The sequence below is a fragment of the Pseudomonas sp. 18058 genome, assembly GCF_902706155.1.
GTDB classification, from domain to species: Bacteria; Pseudomonadota; Gammaproteobacteria; order Pseudomonadales; family Pseudomonadaceae; genus Aquipseudomonas; species Aquipseudomonas rustica.
This window is the reverse complement of the sequence record NZ_CACSJY010000077.1, coordinates 1-20,065: the sequence shown is the minus strand read 5'-3', so window position 1 is coordinate 20,065 and position 20,065 is coordinate 1. Positions and strand designations below refer to the sequence as shown.

Annotated in this window: 17 protein-coding genes; 5 read left to right on the top strand and 12 right to left on the bottom strand. The window is 59.3% G+C overall.

Annotated features, from left to right (window positions below):
• Nucleotides 1–87: 87 nt before the first annotated feature.
• Both GVL50_RS26360 and GVL50_RS26355 read right to left on the bottom strand, forming a co-directional pair.
• On the bottom strand, nucleotides 88–843 hold the full coding sequence (locus GVL50_RS26360) for an anti-sigma factor (RefSeq protein WP_159815590.1): 756 nt from the start codon (nucleotides 841–843) through the stop codon (nucleotides 88–90).
• Nucleotides 840–1,346: a sigma-70 family RNA polymerase sigma factor gene (locus GVL50_RS26355; protein WP_053121724.1), complete on the bottom strand. Its 507-nt coding sequence runs from the start codon at nucleotides 1,344–1,346 to the stop codon at nucleotides 840–842. Before GVL50_RS26355 ends, GVL50_RS26360 begins: the two co-directional genes overlap by 4 nt.
• 157 nt (nucleotides 1,347–1,503) lie before the next feature.
• Between GVL50_RS26355 and GVL50_RS26350 the strand changes: the two genes are divergently transcribed.
• Nucleotides 1,504–2,610: a catalase family peroxidase gene (locus tag GVL50_RS26350; RefSeq protein ID WP_159815589.1), complete on the top strand. Its 1,107-nt coding sequence runs from the start codon at nucleotides 1,504–1,506 to the stop codon at nucleotides 2,608–2,610.
• The gene (locus GVL50_RS26345; protein ID WP_053121720.1) at nucleotides 2,607–3,152 is read left to right on the top strand and encodes a cytochrome b; all 546 of its coding nucleotides are present in this window, start codon (nucleotides 2,607–2,609) and stop codon (nucleotides 3,150–3,152) included. Before GVL50_RS26350 ends, GVL50_RS26345 begins: the two co-directional genes overlap by 4 nt.
• Before the next feature lie 95 nt (nucleotides 3,153–3,247).
• On the opposite strand, the gene GVL50_RS26340 is transcribed toward GVL50_RS26345, so the two are convergent.
• Nucleotides 3,248–4,399 (bottom strand): M14-type cytosolic carboxypeptidase, encoded by a 1,152-nt coding sequence (locus tag GVL50_RS26340; protein WP_159815588.1) that lies wholly within the window; start codon nucleotides 4,397–4,399, stop codon nucleotides 3,248–3,250.
• 478 nt (nucleotides 4,400–4,877) lie between these two features.
• Nucleotides 4,878–5,216 carry a DUF6124 family protein gene (locus tag GVL50_RS26335; RefSeq protein WP_053121713.1) on the bottom strand — a complete coding sequence of 113 codons (339 nt, stop codon included), beginning with the start codon at nucleotides 5,214–5,216 and terminating at the stop codon, nucleotides 4,878–4,880.
• 131 nt (nucleotides 5,217–5,347) lie between these two features.
• Between GVL50_RS26335 and GVL50_RS26330 the strand changes: the two genes are divergently transcribed.
• The gene (locus tag GVL50_RS26330; RefSeq protein ID WP_159815587.1) at nucleotides 5,348–6,007 is read left to right on the top strand and encodes a LexA family transcriptional regulator; all 660 of its coding nucleotides are present in this window, start codon (nucleotides 5,348–5,350) and stop codon (nucleotides 6,005–6,007) included.
• Between the two features lie 40 nt (nucleotides 6,008–6,047).
• Here GVL50_RS26330 and GVL50_RS26325 read toward each other — a convergent pair whose 3' ends face one another.
• The 4 genes from GVL50_RS26325 to GVL50_RS26310 form a co-directional block, all read right to left on the bottom strand.
• The gene (locus GVL50_RS26325) at nucleotides 6,048–7,997 is read right to left on the bottom strand and encodes an acetyl/propionyl/methylcrotonyl-CoA carboxylase subunit alpha (RefSeq protein WP_159815586.1); all 1,950 of its coding nucleotides are present in this window, start codon (nucleotides 7,995–7,997) and stop codon (nucleotides 6,048–6,050) included.
• Nucleotides 7,997–8,812 carry a gamma-carboxygeranoyl-CoA hydratase gene (locus GVL50_RS26320; protein ID WP_159815585.1) on the bottom strand — a complete coding sequence of 272 codons (816 nt, stop codon included), beginning with the start codon at nucleotides 8,810–8,812 and terminating at the stop codon, nucleotides 7,997–7,999. The genes GVL50_RS26325 and GVL50_RS26320 overlap by 1 nt, the downstream gene beginning before the upstream one ends.
• Nucleotides 8,813–8,930: 118 nt before the next feature.
• A complete protein-coding gene (locus GVL50_RS26315; RefSeq protein WP_159815584.1) occupies nucleotides 8,931–10,535 on the bottom strand; it encodes a carboxyl transferase domain-containing protein in 1,605 nt (534 codons plus the stop codon).
• A gap of 97 nt (nucleotides 10,536–10,632) precedes the next feature.
• Nucleotides 10,633–11,796 (bottom strand): isovaleryl-CoA dehydrogenase, encoded by a 1,164-nt coding sequence (locus GVL50_RS26310; protein WP_159815583.1) that lies wholly within the window; start codon nucleotides 11,794–11,796, stop codon nucleotides 10,633–10,635.
• Nucleotides 11,797–12,090: 294 nt separating this feature from the next.
• On the opposite strand from GVL50_RS26310, the gene GVL50_RS26305 reads away from it, so the two are divergent.
• On the top strand, nucleotides 12,091–13,785 hold the full coding sequence (locus GVL50_RS26305) for an AMP-binding protein (protein ID WP_159815582.1): 1,695 nt from the start codon (nucleotides 12,091–12,093) through the stop codon (nucleotides 13,783–13,785).
• 628 nt (nucleotides 13,786–14,413) lie between these two features.
• Here the strand turns inward: GVL50_RS26305 and GVL50_RS26300 are convergent.
• From GVL50_RS26300 to GVL50_RS26290, 3 genes are all read right to left on the bottom strand, one after another.
• Complete coding sequence (locus tag GVL50_RS26300; protein ID WP_159815581.1) at nucleotides 14,414–15,313, bottom strand: hydroxymethylglutaryl-CoA lyase; 900 nt, start codon at nucleotides 15,311–15,313, stop codon at nucleotides 14,414–14,416.
• 146 nt (nucleotides 15,314–15,459) lie between these two features.
• The gene (locus tag GVL50_RS26295) at nucleotides 15,460–15,858 is read right to left on the bottom strand and encodes a MerR family DNA-binding transcriptional regulator (RefSeq protein ID WP_007917234.1); all 399 of its coding nucleotides are present in this window, start codon (nucleotides 15,856–15,858) and stop codon (nucleotides 15,460–15,462) included.
• Nucleotides 15,859–16,009: 151 nt separating this feature from the next.
• Nucleotides 16,010–16,945 carry a LysR family transcriptional regulator gene (locus GVL50_RS26290; RefSeq protein ID WP_007917233.1) on the bottom strand — a complete coding sequence of 312 codons (936 nt, stop codon included), beginning with the start codon at nucleotides 16,943–16,945 and terminating at the stop codon, nucleotides 16,010–16,012.
• A gap of 185 nt (nucleotides 16,946–17,130) precedes the next feature.
• Here GVL50_RS26290 and GVL50_RS26285 point away from each other — a divergent pair, with 185 nt between their 5' ends.
• Nucleotides 17,131–18,360 (top strand): acyl-CoA dehydrogenase, encoded by a 1,230-nt coding sequence (locus GVL50_RS26285; protein WP_159815580.1) that lies wholly within the window; start codon nucleotides 17,131–17,133, stop codon nucleotides 18,358–18,360.
• Between the two features lie 222 nt (nucleotides 18,361–18,582).
• Here the strand turns inward: GVL50_RS26285 and GVL50_RS26280 are convergent, their stop codons facing one another.
• A complete protein-coding gene (locus GVL50_RS26280; protein ID WP_159815579.1) occupies nucleotides 18,583–19,917 on the bottom strand; it encodes a substrate-binding domain-containing protein in 1,335 nt (444 codons plus the stop codon).
• Nucleotides 19,918–20,065 lie beyond the last annotated feature (148 nt).

Here is a 20,065-nt window from a genome sequence, read left to right as displayed (position 1 = left end):
CGCGAAGGCGGTGTGTCATTCAGAATAAATGCTGCTGATCCGACGCCTTCGCGAGCAAGCCCGCTCCCACAGGGTTCTGTGGTGTTTTCAAAATTGCAGTGATTGCTTGAGTTGCTGCGCCGCCGGCGAATCCGTCGGGCTCACCACCGCATAGTTGTACCCGCCACCCGACCAGTACTCAGCCTGCAAATCCCCATCACTGCGGCTACCGCGCGGCAAAAAGGTGTTCTTCGGCCCCGGCGGACGCACGTAAAAACTCACTTTGTGCCCGCTGCCATCCTCATACAGCACCATCGCCGCCGGGCCTTCATCGGTGCTCAGCAGGCGCCCGCTGACCGGTTCAAACCCGGCCGCTTTCAGATCCGGCAAACGGCTGGCCTGATTGAAATATCGATCAAGCCAACGCTGCATGTCGCCGTCACTGTCGACCTTGTAATCCGCCGGCAACATGCCTTGCTGGGCAATCAATCGATAGGCCTGAAGGGCGTCGGTCATCGGCAACATCGAAGAACGCACAAGGGTCATTTCCCGTGCCTGCCAACCACTGAAACCACCGATGCTGACCGCGATCAGCAACATCGCCGCACTGGCCAGATGGCGCCGTGACTGGCGTTGGCGGCGCTGACGAATCATTGCCGGGTCAAGCTCCGGATTGGCTGGTTGCTGCAACGCGCCGCTGAGGGCCGCGCGCAGTTGCTGGGCGTCCTGTTGCCAGGCGCGCACTTGCGCGGCTTCATCCGGGTGAGCGGCCAGCCAGGTCTCCAGCACACGCCGGTCGGCGTCGCTGAGTTGGTGGTCGATGTAGGCGTGCAAATCACGCTCGCTGGGAGGCAGGCTGATCATTTGAGTATCCGCAAAGAAGGGCTGCTGATTTCGCCGTCGCTGAGTTGGCGCAAGGCCTGGCGGGCGCGGGACAGGCGCGACATCACGGTGCCGATCGGGGCGCCAAGAATCTCGGCGACCTCTTTATAAGTCAGGCCCTCGACCGAGACCATCAGCAGCAGGGCGCGCTGTTCAGTCGGCAGTCGGTCGAAGGCTTGCAGGGTCGATTGGGCGATCACTGTGCGTTCGACCGAGGGTTCGGCGTCGTCACGTCCGGTGAAAAATTCGAGCATCCGCGCATAGCGCCGGGAGCGGCGATGGGCGTCGAGAAATTGTCGATAGAGGATCGCAAACAGCCAGGCTCGCAAATCGCCGTCGGCACGTTTATCGCCCCAACTCGACAGGGCGCGCTCCAGGCTCGCCTGCACCAGATCGTCTGCGCTGCTGCTGTTGCGCGTCAACGACACGGCAAAGCGGCGCAATCTGGGAATGATTTCTCTCAACTGTTCGTCGAATTCGCTCATGAAGTTCTGCTAGTCACTACGCTGTGGACTAGGGAGACGTCCGCCGTGGCAGGTTATTCCACGTTCGGAAAAATAAATACCGGGCTGTGGAATAAACCCCGACGGGGCGCGTCTTGCTGATTCTTCCTACTCGTGGCCGATGGCCCTGGAGTCGTTCATGGTTGATCGCTCATCCCCCAACGCTGCCCCGCCCGTAAGGCCGCAGCGCCCGCCCTTGAGTGCCGCGAGCCTGATCTTGCGTCTGGGCGGCATCGCCGTGGTGGTCGCCGCCGTAGCCGGGGCGTTTGCCTACGTGCATGGCAACTTTGACCCCCAACGTCTGACGCCAAAAGCCTTGGTCGATGTGCTGGAAAAGAACAACGGCGTGCACCCGGGATTTCGCCGTAATCATGCCAAAGGCGTCTGCGTGATCGGCCATTTCGAGAGCAGCGGCGAGGCGCGGGTGTTCTCCACCGCCCAGGTGTTCAATGATCCGAGTACCCCGGTGGTTGGGCGTTTCGCACTGCCGGCGGGCAACCCTTATGCGCCGGACAGCAGCGTGCCGATTCGCAGCCTGGCGCTGCGTTTCACTCAGGCCAACGGGCAGCAGTGGCGCACCGGGATGAACAGCATGCCGGTGTTCCCGGTCGGCACGCCCGAGGCGTTCTATCAATTGCAACAGGCGCAGTCGCCGGATCCTGCGACGGGCAAACCGGATCCGAGCAAGGTGCCTGCCTTTTTCGCCTCGCACCCGGAAGCGGTGCCGTTTTTGACGTGGGTGAAGACCGCCAAGCCGTCGGCCAGTTACGCCACGGAAACCTATAACAGCGTCAACGCGTTTTATCTGGTCGACGCCAGCGGCAAAAAGCAGGCCGTGCGCTGGAGCATGACGCCGTTGGCGCAGGATGCAGCGGGGGCGACGGCACCTGAGGGCGGCGATTTTCTTGAGAAGGATCTGGTGCAAAAACTGGCCGCCGCACCGCTGCGGTTTCAGTTGAATATCACCTTGGCCAATCCTGAGGATCCGGTCAACGACGCCAGTAAAACCTGGCCGGCGGGGCGCAAATTGGTCAACGCCGGCACCTTGGTGCTGGAGAAAACCCAGCCACAACTCAGTGGCGAGTGCCGCGACATCAACTACGACCCGCTGGTGTTGCCGGCCGGGATTCAAGGCAGTGCCGATCCGTTGCTCGCCGCGCGCTCCGCCGGTTACGCCGATTCTTACCTGCGTCGCACCAGCGAAGTCAGCCAGTTGCCCGCCGCCAAACAGGAGGCTCGTCCATGAGAACTCAACCGACGCATTTCGTATTGTTGGCGCGACTGCTGCACTGGCTGATGGCGCTGATGATCATCGCCATGCTGTTTATTGGCGCGGGGATGGTGACGTCTGTTTCAGAGCGGCATGAATGGCTGATCCATCTGCACAAGCCGTTGGGCATTGCGATTCTGGTATTGGTTGTCGTGCGTCTGCTGGTGCGTTTGACCACGCGCCAACCCCCTTTGCCAGCGGATCTGCCGGACTTTCAGGTGTTGGCGGCCAAGGCTTCGCATCTGTTGTTGTACGCGTTGATGCTGGTGTTACCGCTGCTCGGTTGGGCGATGATCAGCGCTTCTGGCGAACCGGTGATGCTCAGCACCACGCTGCAGTTGCCGTCGATTGTGCCGGCCGATGCGCAGTTGTTTGCGTTGCTGCGCAAGGCCCATGGTTATCTGGCGTACCTGCTGTTTCTGACGGTGCTGCTGCACCTGGCGGCGGCGCTGTTTCATGGCTGGGTGCGCCGCGATGAAGTACTCGACAGCATGTTGCGCGGTCGCGATCGTCATTGATCGAGTCAGGGGGCGGGCCGGCGCGTAAAGCTACGGCCTGAAGCAAAAGATCGCAGTCAGGCTGCGATCTTTTTATTTGCGGGGAGAGCACGGGATCAACGCAGGGTGTCGACCATGTCGGCGATGGTGGTCAGCACGTCTTTGCCCAGTTGTTTCGAGCGTTTGCCCGACCAGCCGGTTTCTTTGTCGGGATGGTCGTCGTGATCCTTGAACGGCATTTCCAGGGTCAGCGACAGGCAGTCGTATTTCTGGCCGACGCTGTTGCAAGCCAGGGTCATGTTGGCCTGGCCCGGTTCGTCGCGAACATAGCCGTACTTGGTCTGGAAGTCTTTGGTGGTGTGCTTGAGGTGACTGCGGAAGTGTTCTTCAAGCTTCTCGATGCGCGGCGTGTAACCCGGATTGCCTTCGCAACCGGCGGTGAACACGTGAGGGATTTCCTCGTCACCGTGTGCGTCAAGGAACAGATCGACGCCGTACTTTTCCATCTGCTGCTGTACGAAAAGTACCTCGGGGCTGACTTCCTGACTGGCGTTCTGCCAGGCGCGGTTCAAATCCTGGCCCATGGCGTTGGTACGCAGGTGGCCGTGGAAAGCGCCGTCCGGGTTCATGTTCGGCACCAGGTACAGATCGGCGCTGGCCAGCAGCTTGTTCAGCACCGGATCTTCGTGACGTTCCAGACGTTCGATGATGCCTTCCATGAACCATTCGGCCATGTGCTCGCCGGGGTGTTGCTGGGCGATGATCCAGACTTTGCGCTGGCCTTCAGCGCCCGAGCCTTTGCGCAGCAACTGGATGTCGCGGCCTTCGACGCTTTTGCCGGTGGCGAGCAGTTCAGTGCCGGCCTTGGTCAGCGCCTGCTCGATCAGCCAGTCGTGACGGCCACGGCTGTACGGTTCGAAGTAGGCGAACCAGGCGTGGGTCTGCGTGGCTTCGAGGCAGAAGCGCAAGCAATCGCCTTCGAAAATTGTTGGTACGCGGAACCAGTTGACGTGATCGTAGGAGGCCACGGCTTGATAGCCATCCCAGGCTTTGTTGTACGAGGACTGGCTGGCGTTGTTCAAACGGAACCAGTGTTCCTGGCCGACGTGCAAGCCGCTGGCCTTGAAGTGGAACCACTGAAAATGGGCGCTGCGCGTGTCCGGGCGGATGGCCAGAACCGGGCTGAGCGGATTGCTGATGTCGATGACTTGGATGTTGCCGCTGTCGAAATTGGCGCTGATGTCGAACGAAGATTTGGCCACGGTCATATCGGTTCCTGATCAGGATTGTTATGGCCGATACTTTACACAAGATTGGGCTGAAACCGAGGGGAATTGCGGGGTTGTGGCGGGGGCGTCCTCCATGACGCGGAGGCAGCTTAGAGATTATGCGATTGATTCTCAAGTGCTATTTGTCGTTAGTTTGCCCCAATGCGGCCGGGCTTGGCTTGCCAATCGATATTCTTTTGATATTATCCGCGCCATCGAATTTGCAGCACCTAAAGACTTCATTAGCCTGAAGCCACAAGCCCGAAAAACGGGTAAAAAAAAGACCCGGAAAAAATCCGGGTCAAAAACCGTGATTAGCCTGATGAGGAGATAGTCCAGAAGACCGACCTAAGGTCTCTGGTCCATCGACTGATCTCGCGATCAGCTGCATGCAATAATAATCATTATCATTTGCAAGTCAAATGTTTTTATCTGCGCGATTGGAAAATTCTTTCCCATCCGTTCTAACCCCCGTTCCTCAGACTTCATCGCCATCCAGCGAGTGGTCGACCATCGCCCGCGCCATATCCACCATGTGCACCACCGAAAATGCCAGATCGCGACTCGCGCCTTGCAGGTTTTCTGCTGCCTTGAAAGCGGTGGCGGCTGCGCAGCGCAATAGGTCGGAGGCGTGTACCAGTGCTTCTTCGCCGCTGACATGACGGTTGACGTCGAAAAAACGCTCATCGACCTCGGGTGTCGACACAGTTGGTTTCAAGTAATAGTCGAGCGCTCGTTGCGCGGCGGCGTTGCCTTGGGGCGAGGTGAACGTGGTGTCCATTTGCAGGTCGGGCAAGTCTTTGCTGCTGATGTTCATGATGAAGGGCCACTCCTTGTTTGATTAACTGTCCGTGCGATCAGCATAGTACGATGCGTAGTTGTGACCAGAATTTAAATACGACAATTTGTGTTTTGCTGGCCGAAGGCGTCACGCGTAAGGTGCCGCACATGGATAAATGGATTGAGTTGGTCAAGGCCAAAATGAGTGAACTCAAAATCACTCAAACGGAGCTCGGAGAGCGTGTTGGCATGTCCCAGGGCGGCATCGGCCATTGGCTGAACAAACGTCGTGAACCGGGCGTCGCGGAGATGAACCGCGTGCTGCAAGCGCTGGGCATGGATTTTCTCGAAGTGGCGATGGTCATTCGCGAGCCGCAGCCCGTGGCGAACGACGACATGCCGCTGACGCAGAAATACAACCCTTACTTCCGCTACCCGGTGAGCGACTGGAACGCGCCACTGCAAGCGCGGGAAAGTGCGCCGCAGCCCTACGGCAAACCCGAGGACAGAAAACGCTTCGAGCTGACGGATTACCACGCTCGCGGCGCTGCGTTCTGGCTGAGGGTGTCAGGCGATTCGATGACCGCGCCCAAAGGCACGAGCATCCCTGAAGGCATGCTGATTCTGGTCGATCCGGAGGCAGAGGCAGTGCCCGGCAAACTGGTGATCGCCCAGTGGTCGGACAGCCATGAAGCGATTTTTCGCAAGCTCGACGAAGAGGGCGGCCAGCGTTACCTGATACCGCTCAATCCGACGTGGCCGAAAGCCTTGTTCACCGAGGAGTGTCGAATCCTCGGCGTGGTGGTGCAGGCAACGGCGCGCTTCTAGTCAGACCGATCCTCGCCAGGCGTAGGATCGGTCTGTTTATTCACACTGCTTCCAGTTCAACCAAAGCGCTGCCTTCGCCGACCATTTCGCCTTCCTGGCAATACAGCGCTTTGATCACCCCAGCATGCGGCGCACGGATGCTGTGCTCCATCTTCATCGCTTCCAGCACCACCAGTTGCGCACCGGCTTCGACCGTTTGCCCGGCCTCGACTAAGACCCGCACGATGCTGCCGTTCATCGGTGCCGTCAGACCGCCCTGATGACTGTTACTTGCTTCCACCGCACTGATCGGGTCGTAAGCTTCGACGCGACGCAACTCGCCTTCCCATTGCAGATACAGCGCATCACCCTGACGAATAGCCCGCAAGGTCCGACGCACGCCTTCGTGTTCAACAACCAGCGAATCGCCGAGCAGTTTTGCATCACCGCCAGCCCCCAGCGTCAACGCCCGATCCTGCCCCTCGCAACTCAAATGCAGGGTAATTTCCCGAGGCAAACCCGCGCGCAATCCGCTGTTCCGCGACCACGGTGAAGCAGCATCATCCGCCCGCACAACGTTCGGCAAACTCTGCGCAAACGCCTGCGCCGCCGCCTGCCAGAACCCGTCACTCAATTCGCTCGGCGCTGGCAGCAACTGCTCCTGATAGCGCGGAATAAACCCGGTATCCAGTTCCGCCGCCGCAAACGCCGGATGCGCGATGATCCGCCGCAGAAAGTTGATGTTGGTCTTCAACCCGCCAATCGCAAATTCATCGAGCATGCTCAACAAACGCAGGCGCGCCTGTTCACGATCCTCGCCCCAGGCAATCAGCTTGCCGAGCATCGGGTCGTAGAACGGCGAAATCTCATCACCTTCCTCAACGCCGCTGTCCACTCGACGCCCAGGCCCTTCAGCCGACTCGCGATACAAATCCAGACGCCCGGTGGCCGGCAGAAAATCATTCGAAGGGTCTTCGGCATACAAGCGCACTTCAATCGCATGGCCATTGAGCGGCACCTGCTCTTGGGTGATCGGCAGCGCTTCACCCCGCGCCACGCGAATCTGCCAGGCGACCAGATCCAGACCAGTGATCGCCTCGGTCACCGGGTGTTCAACTTGAAGGCGCGTGTTCATCTCCATAAAGAAGAATTCGCCACGCGCATCCAGTAGAAACTCCACTGTGCCGGCGCCGACATATCCGATCGCCTGCGCCGAACGCACAGCTGCTTCACCCATCGCCCGCCGCATTTCAGCGGACAGGCCCAGTGCCGGCGCCTCTTCGACGACTTTCTGATGTCGCCGCTGAATCGAGCAATCACGCTCATTCAGGTACAGGCAATTGCCATGCTGATCGGCGAACACCTGAATTTCGACGTGACGCGGTTTCAGCAGATATTTCTCCACCAGCATTCGCGAATCGCCGAACGACGACTGCGCTTCACGCTGAGCGGAGGCGAGTGCTTCGGCGAGCTGGCTGACCTCTTCAACAACCTTCATGCCTTTGCCACCGCCGCCGGCCGTAGCCTTAAGCAACACCGGATAACCGATGCGTTCGCAGGCAGCACGGAAGGTCTCGAGATCCTGCGCTTCTCCGTGATAACCCGGCACCAAAGGCACGCCGGCAGTTTCCATCAACGCCTTGGCCGCCGATTTGCTGCCCATCGCGTCGATGGCCGAGGCCGGTGGGCCGAGGAAAATCAGCCCTGCCGCTTCAATCGCACGGGCGAACCCGGCGTTCTCCGACAGAAAGCCGTAACCCGGATGAATCGCCTGCGCGCCGCTGGCCTTGGCCGCCGCAATCAGTTTGTCGCCTTGCAAATAACTGTCAGCCGCTTTGCTGCCGCCGAGATCGACGCGGATATCCGCTTCACGGCTGTGCCGCGCCTCACTGTCGGTGGCGCTGTGCACGGCGACGGTGGTCAGGCCCAGCGCTTTGGCGGTGCGCATCACGCGGCAAGCGATTTCGCCACGGTTGGCCACCAGCAGGGTGGTGAGAACAGGTGCGCTCATCAACGCGGCTCCTTGGTGGTGGTTTCGGATTGCCAGCTCGGCGGACGTTTTTGCAGAAAGGCCCGCAGACCTTCCTGACCTTCCGGACTGACGCGGATGCGAGCGATGGCATTTTCGGTGTAGCGGCGCAGCGCCGGGGTCAGCGCGCCGTTGCCGACTTCACGCAACAAATCCTTGCTGGCGCGCATGGCAGCGGGGCTGTTGAGCAGCAGATTGTTGATCCACTGTTCGACCTGTTGCTCCAGTTCAGCGGCCGGATAGCTGTCGGACAACAAACCGATTTCCCGTGCCCGCTGACCGCCAAAACGTTCAGCGGTCAGCGCATAACGCCGCGCTGCACGTTCGCCAATGGCTTGCACCACGAACGGACTGATCACCGCCGGCGCCAGACCGATGCGCACTTCCGACAAACAGAACTGCGCGTCGTCGGCGCCGATCGCCATGTCGCAGCAACTGATCAAACCCAGCGCGCCCCCGAATGCCGCACCTTGCACCACGGCCACGGTGGGGATTTTCAGCTTGGCGAGGTTGTACATCAGCTCGGCGAGTTCGCGGGCGTCATCGAGGTTGGTGTGGTAATCGAGCTCGGCCGATTGCTGCATCCACGCCAGATCGGCGCCGGCGCTGAAGTGCTTGCCACGGCCGCGCACCAGCAGGAAACGCAGGCTCGCGTCGCTGGCAACTTTGTCGAGGGCGAGGATCAGTTCGCGGATCATCTCGGCGTTGAACGCGTTGTTTTTCTCTGGGCGGTTGAGCCACAGCGTCGCGAAACCGCGCGGGTCGTTTTGCAGTTCGAGGGTGTTGAAGTCGCTCATATTCATCCGTCTCCACGGTTCTTGTAGGAGCAAGGCTTGCCCGCGAAAGTAGTCATTCCACCATTGATGTGACTGACACATCGCCTTCGCGGGCAAGCCTTGCTCCTACAGAATCGAATCACATCCGGAACACGCCGAAGCGGCTCGGTTCGATTGGCGCGTTCAGCGACGCGGACAAGGCCAGGGCCAGCACATCGCGGGTCTGCGCCGGGTCGATGACGCCGTCGTCCCACAGCCGTGCGCTGGAATAGTAGGGGTGACCCTGCTCTTCGTACTGGTCGAGGATCGGTTGCTTGATCTCGGCTTCCTGCTCGGCACTGAAGCTTTGGCCACTGCGTTCAGCCTGCTCGCGTTTGACCTGCACCAACACGCCGGCCGCTTGTTCAGCGCCCATCACGCCGATCCGCGCATTCGGCCACATCCACAGAAAACGCGGATCGTAAGCGCGGCCGCACATGCCGTAGTTACCGGCGCCGAAACTGCCGCCGATGATCACGGTGAATTTCGGCACCTTGGCGCAAGCCACGGCCGTCACCAGTTTCGCGCCGTGTTTGGCGATGCCGCCGGCCTCGTATTTCTGGCCGACCATGAAGCCGGTGATGTTTTGCAGGAACAGCAGGGGAATGCCGCGCTGGCAGGCCAGTTCGATGAAGTGCGCGCCTTTCTGCGCGGCTTCGGCGAAGAGGATGCCGTTGTTCGCCAGAATCGCGATCGGGTAACCGTGCAGATGCGCAAAACCGCAAACCAGCGTGGTGCCGAACAGCGCTTTGAACTCATCGAACACCGAACCGTCGACCAGTCGTGCAATCACTTCGCGCACATCGAACGGCTGCTTGGCGTCGGCGGAAACCACACCGTACAACTCATCGCTGGCATACAGCGGCGCTATCGGTGCGCGCTGTTGCACTTCGCCGAGCTTGCGCCAGTTGAGGTTGGCAACGCTGCGGCGGGCGAGGGCGAGGGCATGTTCGTCGCTCTCGGCGTAATGGTCGGCGACCCCGGAAATCTTGCAGTGCACATCGGCGCCGCCCAGATCCTCGGCACTGACCACTTCACCGGTCGCAGCTTTCACCAGCGGCGGCCCGGCGAGAAAAATCGTCGCCTGATTGCGCACCATGATTGCTTCGTCCGCCATCGCCGGCACGTAAGCACCGCCCGCGGTGCACGAGCCCATGACCACGGCGATTTGCGGAATGCCCATCGCGCTCATGTTGGCCTGGTTGAAGAAGATCCGCCCGAAGTGCTCGCGATCCGGGAACACTTCGTCCTGACGCGGCAGGTTGGCGCCGCCGGAGTCGACCAGATAGATGCACGGCAGACGATTCTGCTGCGCGATGGTTTGTGCGCGCAGATGTTTTTTCACAGTCAGCGGGTAGTACGAGCCACCCTTAACCGTCGCGTCGTTGGCGACGATCATGCATTCGACGCCTTCGACCCGGCCGATCCCGGCAATCACACCGGCCGCCGGCACGTCTTCGCCATACACAGCGTGGGCGGCCAGTTGGCTGATCTCCAGAAACGGTGAACCCGGATCGAGCAAACGGTTGATGCGTTCACGCGGCAGCAATTTGCCGCGCGAGGTGTGACGCTCCTGAGCTTTCGCGCCACCACCCTGCGCCACTTGGGCGAGCAGGGTGTGCAGGGCGTCGACCTGTTTGAGCATCGCCACGCTGTTGGCGGCGAACTCCGCTGAACGAGGATTGAGCTGTGTATGCAGAATCATGGCTTACTCCGTAAGCAGCTACGAGTTGCAAGCTTGGAGCGGCAAGTTAAAGCTGTTCTCTTGCAGCTTGAAACTTGCAGCTCGCAGCTGACGAAATTTATTTCGTTTCGTTGAAGAGTTCGCGACCGATCAGCATGCGACGGATCTCACTGGTGCCAGCGCCGATTTCGTACAGCTTGGCGTCGCGCAGCAGACGGCCCGCCGGGAATTCGTTGATGTAACCGTTACCGCCGAGAATCTGGATCGCGTCGAGGGCCATTTGTGTGGCGCGCTCAGCGGTATAAAGGATTACGCCGGCGGCATCTTTACGCGTGGTTTCGCCACGTTCGCAAGCCTGCGCAACCGCGTAGAGATAAGCGCGGCTGGCGTTGAGTTGGGTGTACATGTCGGCGACTTTGCCCTGGATCAGCTGGAACTCGCCGATGCTTTGACCGAACTGTTTACGGTCATGGATGTACGGCACGATCAGATCCATGCACGACTGCATGATCCCGGTCGGGCCGCCGGAGAGCACGACGCGCTCGTAATCGAGGCCGCTCATCAACACTTTCACACCACCGTTGAGCACGCCGAGGATGTTTTCTTCCGGCACTTCGACGTCATCGAAGAACAGCTCGCAAGTGTTGGAGCCACGCATGCCGAGCTTGTCGAACTTGGTGCTGCGGCTGAAGCCTTTCCAGTCACGTTCAACGATAAACGCAGTAATGCCGTGCGGGCCTTTTTCCAGATCGGTCTTGGCGTAGATCACGTAAGTGTTGGCGTCGGGGCCGTTGGTGATCCAGGTTTTGCTGCCGTTGAGGACGTAACGGTCACCGCGTTTATCGGCGCGCAATTTCATCGAAACCACGTCGGAACCGGCATTCGGTTCGCTCATCGCCAATGCGCCGACGTGCTCGCCGCTGATCAGCTTCGGCAGGTACTTGGTTTTCTGTTCGTGGTTACCGTTGCGATTGATCTGGTTGACGCAGAGGTTCGAATGCGCGCCGTAGGACAGCGCCACAGAGGCCGAGCCACGGCTGATTTCTTCCATCGCCACGACGTGCGCGAGGTAACCCAGACCCGCGCCGCCGTACTCTTCCGGCACGGTAATGCCGAGCAGGCCCATGTCACCGAATTTGCGCCACATGTCGGCGGGGAACAGGTTGTCGCTGTCGATCTGCGCCGCACGCGGAGCGATCTCCTTGGCGACAAAGGACTGAACCTGATCGCGCAGCATGTCGATGGTTTCACCGAGGGCAAAATTCAGGGAGGGATAGCTCATGGGTCACCTTTTGGCTTTTTTGTAGGGTGGGGAGGGCGGTCACTCGGCTCTCACCTTTACGTTAACGTAAGCCTGTGACGAATGGCTGTCAATCACCCTTTACGTTAACGTCAACTTGAGCGAGAGTAGGGGCAGTTCAAGATTGAAAGCTGATTAGTTTTTGTAGGAGTGAGCCTGCTCGCGATCGCGTCGTGTCAGTCGACGTAAGTGTTGGCTAATGGATCGAGATCGCGAGCAGGCTCACTCCTACAAGTGACCGTCGGCAACCCATAAATAAAGACAATAGGGGTCGTCATGGATCAACCCAGTGCAAACCCGCAGCGCAGCTACACCCGTGGCTCACAGGACAAAACCTTGCTGGCGATGACCATCGGGCAGAAGTTCGATCAGACCGTCGCGCAATATCCCGACGGCGAAGCGCTCGTCGTGCGCCATCAGCAGTTGCGTTATTCCTGGCGACAACTGGCCGATGCCGTCGACGTGCACGCCAGAGCGCTGCTCGCCCTGGGTTTACAGGCCGGCGATCGCCTCGGCATCTGGGCACCGAACTGCGCTGAGTGGTGCATCACTCAGTTCGCCACGGCGAAAATCGGTGTGATCCTAGTCAACGTCAATCCGGCCTACCGCAGCTCCGAACTGGAATACGTGCTCAAACAATCCGGCTGCCAATGGCTGGTCTGCGCCGGCGCGTTCAAGTCGTCGAACTACCACGGCATGTTGCAAGGATTGGTGCCAGAACTGGCCGAGCAATCCATTGGCCAACTGTGCAGCGAGCGCCTGCCAGAATTGCGCGGCGTGATCAGTCTCGACGCGCAACCGCCATCAGGTTTCCTGCCGTGGTCGCAACTGACTGATATGGCGGCCAGCGTCACCCCGCAACAGCTCAGTGAACGCAGCAACAGCCTGCACTTCGATCAACCGGTAAACATTCAATACACCTCCGGCACCACCGGTTTCCCCAAAGGCGCGACCCTCAGCCACTACAACATCCTCAACAACGGTTACATGGTCGGCGAAAGCATCGGCCTGACCCCGCACGATCGCTTGGTGATCCCGGTGCCGCTGTATCACTGCTTCGGCATGGTCATGGGCAATCTCGGCTGCGTCACCCACGGCAGCACGATGATTTACCCCAACGACGCCTTCGATCCGTTGCTGACCCTGCAGACCGTCGCCGAAGAAAAAGCCACCGGCCTCTACGGCGTGCCGACCATGTTTATCGCCATGCTCGATCAACCGCAACGCGCCGAATTCGACCTGTCGAGCCTGCGCACCGGGATCATGGCCGGCGCCACCTGCCCGATTGAAGTGATGCGCCGGGTCATCAGCGAGATGCACATGAGCGAAGTGCAGATCGCCTACGGCATGACCGAGACCAGCCCGGTGTCGCTGCAAACCGGCCCCAACGATGAGCTGGAACTGCGCGTGACCACGGTCGGTCGAACTCAGCCGCAACTGGAAAGCAAGATCATCGACGAGGCCGGCAACCTCGTACCACGCGGCACCATCGGCGAACTCTGCACCCGTGGTTACAGCGTGATGCTCGGCTATTGGCAAAACCCGCAAGCCACCGCTGAAGCCATCGATGACGCGGGCTGGATGCACACCGGCGACCTGGCGAGCATGAACGAGGAGGGTTACGTCAACATCGCCGGACGTAACAAGGACATGATCATTCGCGGCGGCGAGAACGTTTATCCGCGTGAGCTGGAAGAGTTTTTCTTCACCCATCCGGCGGTGGCGGATGTGCAGGTGATCGGCATTCCGTGCTCGCGTTACGGCGAGGAGATTGTCGCCTGGATCAAATTCCATCCCGGCCACAACGCCTCCGAGCTGGAGTTGCAAACCTGGTGTAAGGAACGCATCGCGCACTTCAAGACGCCACGGCACTTCAAATTCGTCGAAGAGTTTCCGATGACGGTGACGGGGAAGATCCAGAAATTCAGGATGCGCGAAATAAGCATCGAAGAACTAAAAATGGTGCGGTGAAGATCAAAAGATCGCAGCCTGCGGCAGCTCCTACAGGGGATCGGTGTAGGAGCTGCCGCAGGCTGCGATCTTTTAAAACCTGGAATTGCAGAAAGCACAAAGGGGAGCCGAGGCTCCCCTTTAATTTTGTCGTCGCGTGCTCTTTTTTATTATTGAGGGTCGGTCTTTTGTTGTTTTTGGCAACCGTGGCCCTTTACCGCTGTTTTTGGCGACCCCCATCCGGGGTCAAGAGCAAACGTATTTTTTTGAGCGCTGATCTGCTTTCTCGTTAAACGATCCAACCGATTCGGGAGCTACCTGAAGGTAGTTTTATTGTTCTCTGCCCGGTTGCGGGTCACTCCTGAGAGCACCCTGAAAAGCACACCTTCTCCAAAAAAATCTGTTAGCTGCGTCTCTGCCGTGTTGTTTTTGTTATGTCAGAGTCGGTACGTCTTATTTTTATTGGTTTGCTGCTTTTTATTCTTGTTATGCCATAGAGATAGCATTACGCGTGCCAACTTTTAAAAAGCCTTGTAAATCAATGGTTTGTGATTTTGTAGGATTTTTCGATCAGGCCAATCCAGACAATTTGTTTCCGTGTTACTCGCTTGAGCCCACATTCCGGACACAGCGGTAACACCATCTCCCCTCACTGTGCGCTGCGCGCCTTCGCCACGCGCGAACCGCTCGGGCGGCCGAGCACCGCGCTGATCTGCTGACCCGCGGCAATCAAAGCGTCCAGGTCGATTCCGCTCTCGATGCCGAGGCCGTTGAGCAGGTACACCACGTCTTCGGTGGCAACGTTACCGCTCGCACCTTTGGCGTACGGGCAGCCGCCGAGGCCCGCGATAGAGCTGTCGAACACCGAAATGCCTTCGAGCAGACTGGCGTAGATGTTGGCCATCGCCTGACCGTAGGTGTCGTGGAAATGCCCGGCGAGTTTGTCCCGTGGCACCTGCGCCGAAACCACTTCAAACAAACGGCGAGTCGCGCCAGCAGTGCCGGTGCCGATGGTGTCGCCTAGCGAAACTTCGTAGCAGCCCATCGCGTACAGCTCGCGCGCGACCATCGCCACCTGCTCCGGTGCGACGGTGCCTTCGTACGGGCAACCGAGCACACAGGACACGTAACCGCGCACGGTTACACCGTGTTGCTTCGCCGCTTCCATGATCGGGGCGAAGCGCGTCAGGCTTTCGCTGATCGAGCAGTTGATGTTGCGCTGCGAGAAGGCTTCGGACGCGGCAGCGAACACCGCGACTTCCTTGACCCCGGCAGCATTCGCATCCTCAAAACCGCGCAGGTTCGGTGCCAGTGCGCCATAAGTCACGCCGGGTTTGCGCTGGATCTGCGCGAACACTTCAGCGGAACCGGCCATTTGCGGCACCCACTTGGGCGAAACGAAACTGCCGACTTCTATATAGCCAAGGCCGGCGGCGCTGAGCGCGTCGACCAGTTGCACCTTGTCGGCGACGCTGATGGGTTGGGCTTCGTTCTGCAGGCCATCGCGCGGGCCGACTTCGATCAGGCGTACTTGGGAGGGGAGGGACATGGCGGTTGACCTGCTCTTTTGAATTCGTGGAGATCCTTTGTAGGAGTGAGCCTGCTCGCGATAGCGGGGTGTCAGTCGAACAAATATTATCTGACACACCGCTATCGCGAGCAGGCTCACTCCTACAAGGGGATTTGTGTTGTCGGTTAGATCGCCTGCTGGCTCTTGAGGGTTTGTTCAAGCGCCTGCACGCAGCGCTCTTCAGCGGTATCAAGCTCCAGTTTCATCTGCTCGATATCCAGCAACTGCTGCTCCAGTTGCTCGCGGCGCTCGGTGATTTTCGCCAGCATGCTGTTGAGCTGTTTGGTGTTACCGCTGGACGGGTCGTAGAGTTCGATCAGTTCGCGGCATTCGGCCAAGGAGAAGCCGATGCGCTTGCCACGCAGGATCAGCTTCAGGCTGACCTTGTCACGCGGCGAATAGATGCGTTCCTGGCCACGGCGCTCAGGGCTGAGCAGGCCTTGCTCTTCATAAAAGCGGATCGCCCGGGTGGTGATGTCCAGCTCGCGGGCGAGGTCGGAAATGCTGTAAGTCTGGCTGCTCATGGAAGCGCTCGGAAAAAGGTCTTGGCGCTAAGCTAATGGCAGGTTGACGTTTACGTCAAGCAAGAAAAAGATCGCAGCCTTCGGCAGCTCCTACAGTAAAACGCATTCCAAATGTAGGAGCTGCCGAAGGCTGCGATCTTTTGATCTTTCCTCAAACCACCTGCTTATCCAGCTTCTTCTCCTGCGCCGTCACCTGCTGGCACAACTCAATCATCTGCTCGCGCATCCAGCGATTCGCCGGATCCTGGTCAGTGCTTTCATGCCAATACAGATGCGTCTCCACTGGCGGCACATCATTCACCGGCAGATTAAACGCCTGCAGTTCATGCCGGCGGGCAAAGCGCTCCGGCACGGTCATGACCATATCCGTCTGCTGCATCACCTGCGACGCCATCAAATAATGCTGCGAGCGCAGGGCGATCTTGCGCTGAATGCCCATTTTGCCCAGTGCCAGATCGACATAGCCCAGACCGCTGCGGCGGCTGGAAATATGGATATGGGTCAGCGACAAATAATCATCCAGCGACAGCTTTTCCTTGCCCGCCATCGGATGGCCCTTGCGCATCGCACACACATAACGGTCTTCCATCAGCTTGACGTGGCGCACTTGTGGGTCGGTGTTGAGCGGCGCATCCACAGCGAAATCCAGACGCCCGGCCGCCAGTTCCTTGGTGGTCTCACGGCGTTTCGACAGGAAACTTTCGATAATCACGGTCGGCGCCAGACGGCGCAGGCGTTGAAAAAGCGGCGGCAAAATCACTGCTTCGGTAAGGTCGGTCATGCTGATGCGGTAGGTCTTGACCGCTTGCGCCGGGTTGAAAATACGACTTTCCTGCACTGACACGCGCAGCAGCGACAGCGCGTTACGCACCGGGCCGATGATGTTCTGCGCCATCGGCGTCGGCACCATGCCCTGGGCGGTGCGCACGAAGAGCGGGTCGTTGAAGGTTTCGCGCAGCCGTGCCAGCGCGTTGGACACCGCCGGCTGGGTGATGCCGACAATCTGCCCGGCGCGGGTCAGGTTGGCTTCGGTGTAGATCGCGTCGAAGACGATGAAAAGGTTGAGGTCGACCTTGCTCAGATTCATAACGCGGCTTCTCTTGTTATTTAGTGCGGTGTTTGGGGGGCTGGCAATCAGCCGATCATATATCGGTGATGAATGTTTATACACGCCGAGAATAGGCTAGGTAAATTATCAGCGCTGTTCTAGCATCGATTGCATGACCTAAACAACCTCTGCTGAAGAACTGCCTTAACCATCGGGAGCTGCTCATGGATTTCGCTTATTCGCCCAAGGTGCAAGAACTGCGTGAGCGCGTAACCGCGTTCATGGACACTTACGTTTACCCGGCCGAAGCCGTGTTCGAGCGCCAGGTTGCCGAAGGCGATCGCTGGCAGCCGACCGCGATCATGGAAGAACTCAAAGCCAAGGCCAAAGCCGAAGGCCTGTGGAATCTGTTTCTGCCTGAGTCGGAACTGGGTGCCGGCCTGACCAACCTCGAATACGCGCCACTGGCAGAAATCATGGGCCGCTCACTGCTCGGCCCGGAGCCGTTCAACTGCTCGGCACCGGACACCGGCAACATGGAAGTGCTGGTGCGTTACGCCAACGAAGAGCAAAAACAACGCTGGCTGGAACCGCTGCTGCGCGGCGAGATCCGCTCGGCGTTCGCCATGACCGAACCCGATGTTGCCTCCTCCGACGCCACCAACATGGCCGCCCGCGCCGTGCGTGATGGCGACGAGTGGGTGATCAACGGCAAAAAATGGTGGACGTCCGGTGCTTGCGATCCGCGCTGCAAGATTCTGATCTTCATGGGCCTGAGCAATCCCGATGCACCGCGTCACGCGCAGCACTCGATGATCCTCGTGCCAGTCGATACTCCGGGCGTGAAAATCGTTCGTCCGTTGCCAGTGTTCGGCTACGACGATGCGCCTCACGGTCACGCCGAAGTGCTGTTCGACAACGTACGTGTGCCGTACGAAAACGTACTGTTGGGTGAAGGACGCGGCTTTGAAATTGCCCAAGGTCGTCTTGGCCCAGGCCGGATTCACCACTGCATGCGTTCGGTCGGCATGGCTGAGCGTGCACTGGAATTGATGTGCAAACGTTCGGTAAGCCGTACTGCTTTCGGCAAACCGCTGGCGCGTCTGGGCGGGAACATCGACAAGATCGCCGACTCGCGGATGGAGATCGACATGGCGCGCCTGCTGACGCTGAAAGCGGCGTACATGATGGACACCGTGGGTAACAAAATCGCGAAAAGCGAGATTGCGCAAATCAAGGTGGTTGCGCCGAACGTCGCGCTGCGCGTGATCGACCGGGCGATCCAGATGCATGGCGGGGCAGGGGTGTCGAACGATTTCCCGCTGGCTTATATGTATGCGATGCAACGGACATTGCGTCTGGCCGATGGCCCTGACGAAGTGCACCGTGCGGCGATTGGCAAGTTTGAGATCGGCAAATACGTGCCGAAGGAAATGCTGCGTAGCGAGCGCTGATCCAGCACTGCGTTATCGTTCTTCGCGAGCAGGCTCGCTCCCACAGGATCTGTGGCGTTCACACATCCAATGTGGGAGCGAGCCTGCTCGCGAAGGGGCCTGAACATTTGATCGTTCCCACGCTCTGCGTGGGAATGCATCCCGTGACGGTCCGCGTCACAGTGGACGCTGAGCGTCCATGGCGGAATTACCACGCGGAGCGTGGGAACGATCTGGCGGATATCAATACACCCAAACCTCAACCCGCCGATTCTTGATCCTTCCCTCATCCGCACTGTTGGTCGCCACCGGCATCTGCGCGCCAAACCCGCGCACCTCGCGCAACACCACGCCGCTCTTCACCAACTCCCGTCGCACCGCCATCGCCCGCAACTTCGACAACAGATCCGCACGCGCCGGGTCGTCCTTTACATCACCAAAGCCCACCAGCGTCACCGCACGATCGGTCTTGTCATGGCGCTTTATATAGTCGAACACCCGCGCCAGATCCTGACGCGCCTTGTTGTCCAGACTCGCGCTGCCTTCTTCAAAACGGAAGTTCACCGTCAGACGTTGGGCGTGACGGCTGAGGGATTGATAACCCTCGGGCATCAGCGCATTCGGCGCGACCGTCATGGCGTGCACGGTCTGACTGATAAAACCGTTGCGCGCAACAATCTCCTGACCCTGACGACTTTGCGCAAACGCCACCAGCGCTTTTGCCCATGGATTGCTGCTGTCCGGCGGCAGATAGAAGAACAGTCGCCGAGACAGCGGATAGTCCTCGGTGGCGATCAGACTGTTGAGCGGCAGCATCGATTGCGACGCGCCATCGGCAATCGCCACGGCTTTGGCCTGACGCACGTAAGGCAAACCGATAAATCCAATGCCCTGCGGATCACTACTCACTGCGTCGGATAATTCCTCGCTGGATTCGAAACGTTTCGCCGCACTGCTCAGCGTTTTCCCACGACGACTGAGCACCAATTCCTTGAACGTGTCGTAGGTGCCGGACTGATCATCCCGTGCATATAAATGAATCGCACCGCCGCGACCACCGAGGTCTTCCCAGCTTTTCACTTCGCCGGCGAAGATCCGCGCCAGTTGCTCGGTGTCGAGTTGCTGCAACGGGTTTTCGGGGTGAAGGATGATCGCCAGGCCATCGATGGCGATGACTTGCTCGGCGGCGGCGCTTTTCAGATCGCCGAGGGATTGCAGGCTGAGCAGCTCGCTGTCCTTGATTTCGCGGGAGGAGGCGGCGAGGTCGGCGCTGGCGTTTTTCAGGGCGGTGAAACCGGTGCTGGAGCCGTGCGCGGCGACGTCGATGAGCACGCGTTTGCCTTCAGCCGTCTGGCCAACAATGCGTAGTTCGTTGGCGGTGCCCGGTGTTTCGCGGTGGATGTTCAGCAGGCCTTGCTGTTGCAGCAGACCTTCGACCAATGCCGGGCCGAGTTCGGCGCCGATGGTGTTGGAACCCTGAATGCGCAACGCCGGCCCATCGTCGGGCACCGGCAAACCGGCGGCGGACACCGTCAGCCACGCACTCAAGAGAAAGACGCACAGAACACGCAGGGTCATGCCGGCACCGAATCAAGCCAAGGGGATTGCCGGGGAGATTAAGTCAGAAAAGTTACTTGAAGATGACAGCGATCTAAATGTGGGAGCGGGCTTGCTCGCGAAAGCGGTGTATCTGTGACAAATGTTTGTCTGATACACCGCTTTCGCG